The sequence below is a fragment of the Micromonospora sp. NPDC005194 genome (genome assembly GCF_040608335.1).
In the GTDB taxonomy this organism is placed as follows: Bacteria; Actinomycetota; Actinomycetes; order Mycobacteriales; family Micromonosporaceae; genus Micromonospora.
In genome coordinates this window covers 213,962-220,747 of record NZ_JBEXIA010000007.1, presented here as the reverse complement: position 1 = coordinate 220,747, position 6,786 = coordinate 213,962, and the positions used below count along the sequence as shown (strand labels likewise).

The 6,786-nt window shown below is 73.6% G+C and carries 7 protein-coding genes and 1 pseudogene; 6 read left to right on the top strand and 2 right to left on the bottom strand.

The genetic code is table 11. The features are described from left to right. Positions 1 to 143: 143 nt before the first annotated feature. Positions 144 to 1,964 (top strand): annotated as a pseudogene (locus tag ABZU53_RS08910) (AAA family ATPase); the annotation flags it as partial. Positions 1,965 to 2,035: 71 nt separating this feature from the next. Here ABZU53_RS08910 and ABZU53_RS08905 read toward each other — a convergent pair. Beyond that, positions 2,036 to 2,335, bottom strand: coding sequence for a hypothetical protein (locus ABZU53_RS08905; RefSeq protein WP_355064783.1), 300 nt, complete (start codon positions 2,333 to 2,335; stop codon positions 2,036 to 2,038). A gap of 95 nt (positions 2,336 to 2,430) precedes the next feature. On the opposite strand from ABZU53_RS08905, the gene ABZU53_RS08900 reads away from it, so the two are divergent. From ABZU53_RS08900 to ABZU53_RS08880, 5 genes are all read left to right on the top strand, one after another. Beyond that, positions 2,431 to 3,069 (top strand): transporter, encoded by a 639-nt coding sequence (locus ABZU53_RS08900; protein WP_355064781.1) that lies wholly within the window; start codon positions 2,431 to 2,433, stop codon positions 3,067 to 3,069. Beyond that, on the top strand, positions 3,066 to 3,392 hold the full coding sequence (locus tag ABZU53_RS08895; protein WP_355064779.1) for a transcriptional regulator: 327 nt from the start codon (positions 3,066 to 3,068) through the stop codon (positions 3,390 to 3,392). Before ABZU53_RS08900 ends, ABZU53_RS08895 begins: the two co-directional genes overlap by 4 nt. Next, a complete protein-coding gene (locus ABZU53_RS08890; protein WP_354853839.1) occupies positions 3,389 to 4,345 on the top strand; it encodes an ABC transporter ATP-binding protein in 957 nt (318 codons plus the stop codon). The genes ABZU53_RS08895 and ABZU53_RS08890 overlap by 4 nt, the downstream gene beginning before the upstream one ends. 11 nt (positions 4,346 to 4,356) lie before the next feature. Beyond that, positions 4,357 to 5,094, top strand: coding sequence for an ABC transporter permease (locus ABZU53_RS08885; RefSeq protein ID WP_355064776.1), 738 nt, complete (start codon positions 4,357 to 4,359; stop codon positions 5,092 to 5,094). 94 nt (positions 5,095 to 5,188) lie between these two features. Next, positions 5,189 to 5,950 carry a VOC family protein gene (locus ABZU53_RS08880; protein WP_354853833.1) on the top strand — a complete coding sequence of 254 codons (762 nt, stop codon included), beginning with the start codon at positions 5,189 to 5,191 and terminating at the stop codon, positions 5,948 to 5,950. 9 nt (positions 5,951 to 5,959) lie between these two features. Here ABZU53_RS08880 and ABZU53_RS08875 read toward each other — a convergent pair whose 3' ends face one another. Next, the gene (locus tag ABZU53_RS08875; RefSeq protein ID WP_354853939.1) at positions 5,960 to 6,763 is read right to left on the bottom strand and encodes an ABC transporter ATP-binding protein; all 804 of its coding nucleotides are present in this window, start codon (positions 6,761 to 6,763) and stop codon (positions 5,960 to 5,962) included. Positions 6,764 to 6,786: the final 23 nt, after the last annotated feature.

Below are 6,786 nucleotides of genomic sequence, written 5' to 3'. Positions count from 1 at the left end.
GGGGGGGGGGGGGGGGGGGGGGGGGGGGGGGCGGGGGGGGGGGGGGGGGTGGGGGGGGGGGGGGGGGGGGGTGTGCGGGGCCGGGGTGGGGCGGCGGCAGCGGCGGCGGCGGCGGCGGCGGCGGCGGTGACCATGACGGTCGGCGGTATCACGTGGGGCGGCGGCATGTGACCGACGAGCACGGCGAGCCGCTGGTGCTGGACTGGCGGGCGCCGGTCTCCCGGTCGTTCTACCGGGCCAGCGCGCGGGATCCGCAGGGTGTGGCGGTCCGGCGGCGGTTCGGGTTCAGCAACGGGGTCTTGACCAGTTTCGAGGATGAGCGGCTGGACCGGGGCGAGGAACTGGGCACGTCCAGTCGGATTCTCACCTCCGAGATCGAGCGACCGCGCGTCGGGCCGATGCGCGACATCGTCGCCACGATCCAGCCGGAGCAGGACGAGCTGGTTCGGGCCGACCTGGCCGACTCAATCTGCGTGCAGGGGGCGCCGGGCACCGGCAAGACGGCGGTCGGCCTGCATCGGGCCGCGTACCTGCTCTATCTGCACCGCGAGCGGCTGCGGCGGGCGGGTGTGCTGATCGTGGGCCCGAACAGGGCGTTCCTGTCGTACATCGCGGCGGTGCTGCCGGCGCTCGGTGAGGTCGAGGTCGAGCAGGCCACCGTGGAGGAGCTGATCTCACGGGTACCGGTGCGGGCGGTGGAGGCGCCGACCGTGGCCGCGCTGAAGCACGATGCGCGGATGGCGAGCGTCCTGCGGCGCGCGGTGCAGACACAGATCGGTACGCCGGCCGACTCGATCACCGTGTCGGACGGTTCGTTCCGATGGCGGATCGGGCTGGAGCCGCTGCACCGGATCGTCGAGGAGACCCGTCGGGAGGGGCTGCCGTACGGCACCGGCCGGGAGCGGGTCCGGGCACGCGTGGTGAGTCTGCTGCAACGGCAGGCCGAGGCGCGGCGAGCGGAGTCGCCCAGCGACGCGTGGCTGCGCCGGATGAGCCGATGCCGGCCGGTGGTGGACTTCCTGGACGCGGTCTGGCCGGCGCTCACCCCGGAAGGGCTGGTGCACGGCCTGCTCTCCGACCCGGCCCGACTCGCCGCCGCGGCGGACGGGTTGCTCAGCGACGCCGAGCAGGCGCTGCTGGTCTGGGCGAAGCCGGCCCGTACGCCGAAGGCCGCCCGCTGGACCGCCGCCGACGCGGTGCTGGTCGACGAGGCTGCCGGGCTGCTGGAGCGCCCCTCCGGATTCGGGCACGTGGTGGTGGACGAGGCTCAGGATCTCTCTCCCATGCAGTGTCGGGCCATCGCCCGCCGCAGTGAGCACGGCTCCGTCACCTTGCTCGGTGACCTCGCGCAGGGCACCGCGCCGTGGGCGGCGACCGACTGGCGGGAGTCCCTGACCCACCTCGGCAAGCCGGACGCCGTGGTGGTTCCGCTGACAATCGGTTTCCGGGTGCCCGCCGCGGTGGTCGCGTTCGCCAACCTGCTGCTGCCGGCGCTGGCGGTGGACGTACCGCCGGCCGAGTCGCTGCGTCACGACGGCGGCCTGGATGTGCGTACCGTGACCGATCTGACCGCCGCGACGGTGGCCGAGGTACAGGCGGCGCTCTCGCACGACGGTTCGGTCGGTGTGATCGCCGCGGACGACGCGGTCGACGAGCTGCGCGCGGCGCTGGCCGCCGCCGGCGTCGCCACCGCGACCGCCGACGACGTCGCCGCCGCCGCGGAGCGGGTCACCGTGGTGCCCGCGACGCTGGTCAAGGGTCTGGAGTACGACCACGTGGTGGTGGTCGAGCCGGCCGCGATCGTCGCGGCCGAACCACGCGGGCTGCACCGGCTGTACGTGGTGCTCACCCGCGCGGTGTCCCGCCTCTCGGTGCTGCACCGCGAACCGCTGCCCGCGCCACTGCTGCCCGCGCCGCCGCAGACACCGTCGCAGGCCGCACCACTGGAGTCGGCACCGCTGTAGGCCGCGCTGTCCCCGGCGGCGATGCCGCAGACCACGGCCAGCTCGCCGGTGCTCGCGGCGGGTCGAGCGGGTCAGCGGCCGGTGAGTGCGGCGGCGATCTCGCGAAGTGGCGTGCCGGGCTCGGCGATCGGCACCGTGAACGCCAGCCACGAGCCGTCGATGAACTCGATCCGGAGCCGCTTCGGGTTGAGCCGGTGCCAACCCACCCGGGCGTCGGCCACCGCCGGCCGGGGCACGGACCAGACGATCCGGGTTTCGGCGGCGGCCCGCAGTTCGTCCGGCTCGACGAGGTTGGTCAGCCGCGACTGGTAACTGATGCCGGCCCTCCTCTGTGTCCTGTGCCACTGTGTCCGGTGCGACGGATCAGCCACTGACGAGTCCCACCGTAGGCGCCAAGCGTCGCTGTCGGGTACCCGCCACCGGAGCGGGGCACACGACTTCAGCTTTGCGCCGTAAAGTTGTTTGCGTGGAACAGGACGATGATCGACCCCCCGCCGACGCCGCTACGGCACTCCAACTGATCCGTGACCAGCGGGCGGCCACGGTCTCCCGGCTGGAACCCGACGCCCGGCTGCTCTACTGGCCGTGGGGCGTGGCCTGGCTGGTCGGCTTCGGGCTGTTCTTCCTGCGCTACTCCCCGGGTGGCCGGGTGCTGGTCCGGTTGCCCGACTGGCTGCCCCTGACCGCGCTCTTCGTCCTGCTGGTGGCCGCCGGCGCGATCCAGGCCGTGGCCGGCGCGCGGGCGTACGGCCAGGTGACCGGGGACTCGGCCCGGCGCGGCCGCTGGTACGGGTGGGCCTGGGCCCTGGGCTCGATGAGCGTGTACGCGGCGGTCGGCCGGGTCTCGGATCACCTGCCGCACGATCTGGCGGCGCTGCTCTGGTCCGCTGCCGCCGTGGGGCTGACGGGGGCGTTGCACATGGCGGGCGGCGCGATCTGGCTGGACCGGGACCTGTTCCGGCTGGGCGTCTGGATCAGCGTGATCAACGTGGTCGGCGTGAGCGCCGGGCCGGGTTGGCACGCGCTTGTCGTCTCGGTGGCCGGCGGGGTCGGGATCCTGATCGCCGGAGCCATCGCCCGCCTGCGCCAGCGACGGCGGTCATGACCGACCTCGACCCGGTCATCCACGCCCAGGCGCGGCTGCGGGTCGTCGCCGCGCTCTCCGCGCTCGGCGACGGGGACCGGATCACGTTTCCACGACTCCAGGAACTGCTCGCGATGACCGCCGGCAACCTCTCCGTCCACCTGCGCAAGCTGGAGGACGCCGGGTACGTCGAGATCAGCAAGACCCATCGTGGACGCACCCCGGCCACCCTGATCCGGCTCAGCCGGCGGGGCCGGCTGGCGTTCGAGGAGTACACCGAAGCCATCCGCACCCTGCTCGATCCCGCCCAGCTCGGCCCCACCCCGTCGAAGGAGCAGTCATGACCCTCGCCCGCGCCGACCAGGCCAGCCGCCGGTACGGCGACGTCCTCGCCCTCGACCGCGTCGACCTGGAGGTCCGGGCCGGCGAGCTCGTCGGCCTGCTCGGTCCCAACGGCGCCGGCAAGAGCACCCTGATGAACCTGCTGGTCGGTCTGCGTCGACCCAGTTCGGGCCGGGTCGAGTTGTTCGGCCGCGACCCCCGCGACCCGGCGTCCCGACGGCAGATCGGCGTCACCCCGCAGGAGACCGGCCTGCCTGGCACGCTGCGCGTCGGCGAGGTCGTCGACTTCGTCTCCGCGCACTACCCCGACCCGGTGCCCCGGGATGAGCTGCTCGACCGCTTCGGCCTGGGCGACCTCGCCCGGCGGCAGACCGGCGGGCTCTCCGGCGGCCAGCGTCGCCGGCTGGCCGTGGCGCTGGCGTTCGTCGGCCGGCCCCGGCTCGTGTTGCTCGACGAACCGACCACCGGTCTGGACGTCGAGGCCCGGCACACCCTGTGGGACGCGATCCGCGCGTTCCACACCGACGGCGGAACCGTCCTGCTGAGCAGCCACTACCTGGAGGAGGTGGAGGCGCTCGCCCACCGCGTGGTGGTGATCGGGCAGGGTCGGGTGCTCGCCGACGACACCGTCGAGGCCGTCCGCGGCATCGTCGGCGTACGCCGGGTCAGCCTGGTCGCCGACGAGCTGCCCGAACTGCCCGGCGTCGTACGCGCCGAACGGATCGACGGACGCCTGCACCTGCTCACCACCGACGCCGACGAACTGGTCCGGGCGCTGGTCGGCTCCCGAGCGGCGTTCACCGACCTGGAGGTGCGGCCCACCTCGCTGGAGGAGGCGTTCCTCGCCATCACCAGCGGGACGGGCAGCCAGGAGCAGGCCCACGTCGCCGCGCAGTCCACCCCCGACGACCCCGCCACCACCGCCGCTGCCGGCGGCCGACCCACCACCGTCTGAGGAGGCGCACCGTGCAGCTCGCCCTGGTCCACGCCCGCTACCAACTTCTGGAGATCATCCGGATCCCGGTGGCCGTCTTCGGCAGCGCCTTCTTCCCCGCCGCCGCCATGATCTTCTTCGTGGTGCCGTTCACCGGTGACGACGCGGTCGGCGCCACCTTCGCCACCGCGTCGATGGTCACCTTCTCGGTGATGAGCGCCAACATCTTCCAGTACGGCGTCGGCGTCGCCGAGGACCGCGACCAGCCGTGGAACCCGTACACCCGGACCCTGCCGGCCGGACCCGCGCCCCGCTTCGCGGGCCGGGTGCTGGCCGGCCTCGCGCTGACCTACCTCTCGCTGATCCCGGTCGTGGTGATCGGCGCGACGCTGACCCCGGCCCGGGTCACCCCGCTGGCGTTCCTGCTGACCGCCGTCACGGTGGCCGTCATCTCGGTGCCGTTCACGCTGATGGGGCTCGCCATCGGCTACTCGCTGCCCAGCAAGGCGGCGATCGTGGTGGCGCAGGTCGTCTTCCTGCCGCTCGCGTTCGGCGGCGGGCTGCTCTCCGCCCCGGGAGACGCGCCCGGGTTCATCGAGACGATCGCGCCGTTCCTGCCCACCCGGGGCGCGGCCGAACTCATGTGGTCGGCGGTCGGCGACTACCCGGTCGAGCCGCTGGCGCTGATCATGCTCGGCGTCTGGGTCGTGCTGCTCGCCTCCCTCGCTGCCTGGGCGTACCGACGGGACGAGGGTCGCCGGTTCAGCTGACGATTCGCACGTTTTTGCCCCGTGCCACAGCGGGACGGTGCCAGGATTCCGGCAGGGGGGCCGCCCGTGGCCGCCGGCCGAGAGGGGTCTTGACGTGAGCACCGTCCCGCCGGGTACGCCGTGCTGGGCCGACCTGGCCACCCCGGACCTGACCGACGCGCGGCGCTTCTACCCCGAACTGTTCGGCTGGACCGGACGGGTGACACCGGAACCCGAGGCGGGCGGTTACACAGTCTTCCTGCTCGACGGCCGGCCGGTGGCCGGTGCCGGCCCGCCGGCCATCCCCGACCAGGTGCCGATCTGGTCGACGTACGTCGCCACCGACGACGCGGAACTGGTCGCCGGCCGGGTCGAACGGGCCGGCGGGCAGGTCGTGGTGCCGCCGTTCGAGGTCTTCGACCGGGGCCGGATGGCGGTGTTCGCCGACCCGGCGGGCGCCACGTTCAGCGTCTGGCAGCCGCTGACGATGCCCGGTGCCGAGGTGTTCAACGTGCCCGGCGCGATGAGCTGGAACGAACTGGTCACCCCCGACCCGGAGGGCGCGAAGGTCTTCTACGAGCTGGTGTTCGGCTGGCAGCCGGACGAGCAGCAGGTCGGGGCGATGACGTACACGGCATGGCGGCTCGGCGCGCGGATCGTCGCCGGCATGATGCCGCCGCTGGGCGAGGGCTACCCGGCCGACCTCCCGGCGTACTGGACGGTGTACTTCGCGGTGACCGACGCGGACGCCGCCGCCGCCCGCGCCGCCGAACTGGGCGGAACGATCCTCGTGCCACCCCGCGACATCCCGACCGGCCGGTTCGCCTCCCTCCGCGACCCCCAGGGAGCACTCTTCTCGGTCATCGACCTCGGGTGACGGCGAGGGTCAGGCCGGGCGGGGGCGGATGGGGACCACCAGAGGGCCGTTGGTGCCGGGGACCACCCGGACGCTGGCCCGGTAGTGGATGGCGAGGAGGTGTTCGGTAAGCACCTCGTGCGGCGTCCCGGTCGCCACCACCTGGCCGTCGGCCAGCATCACCATCCGGTCCGCGTACTCCCCGGCCAGCGAGAGATCGTGCATGGTGGCGAGCACCGTCAGGCCGTGCGCGCGACGCAACTGGTCGACCAGCTCCAGAACCTCCTGCTGGTGACCGATGTCCAGCGCGCTGGTCGGCTCGTCGAGCAGCAGCAGCGTCGCGCCCTGGGCGAGCGCGCGGGCGAGGAAGACACGTTGTCGTTCGCCCCCGGAGAGGGTCGCCAGCTCGCGGCGGTGAAAGCCGGTGAGGTCCAGGCGGTCCAGCACCTCGTGCACCGCGGCGACGTCCGCGGTCGACTCCCGACCCAGCGGCGGGATGTAGGGGGTGCGGCCGAGCAGCACGTAGTCCAGCACCGACATGCCGGGCGGCACCACCGGGGACTGCGTCACCGTCGCCACCACCCGGGCGCGGTCGCGGCGGCGCAGTGCGGTGCTCGGCGTACCGAACAGGGTGATGGCCTCCGGCGCGGGCAGCAGGCCGCCGACGGCGCGCAGCAGGGTGGATTTGCCGGCGCCGTTCGGGCCGATCACGGTGACCCACTCGCCGGCCGCGACCGTGAGGTCGACGCCGGTGAGGATCGGCGTGCCGCCCAGACTGACGTGCAACCCCCGCACCTCGACGGCCGGCGCTTCGACCTGCCGGGGAGCGGACACGCCCGCCGGTCCGGGCTCGGGGC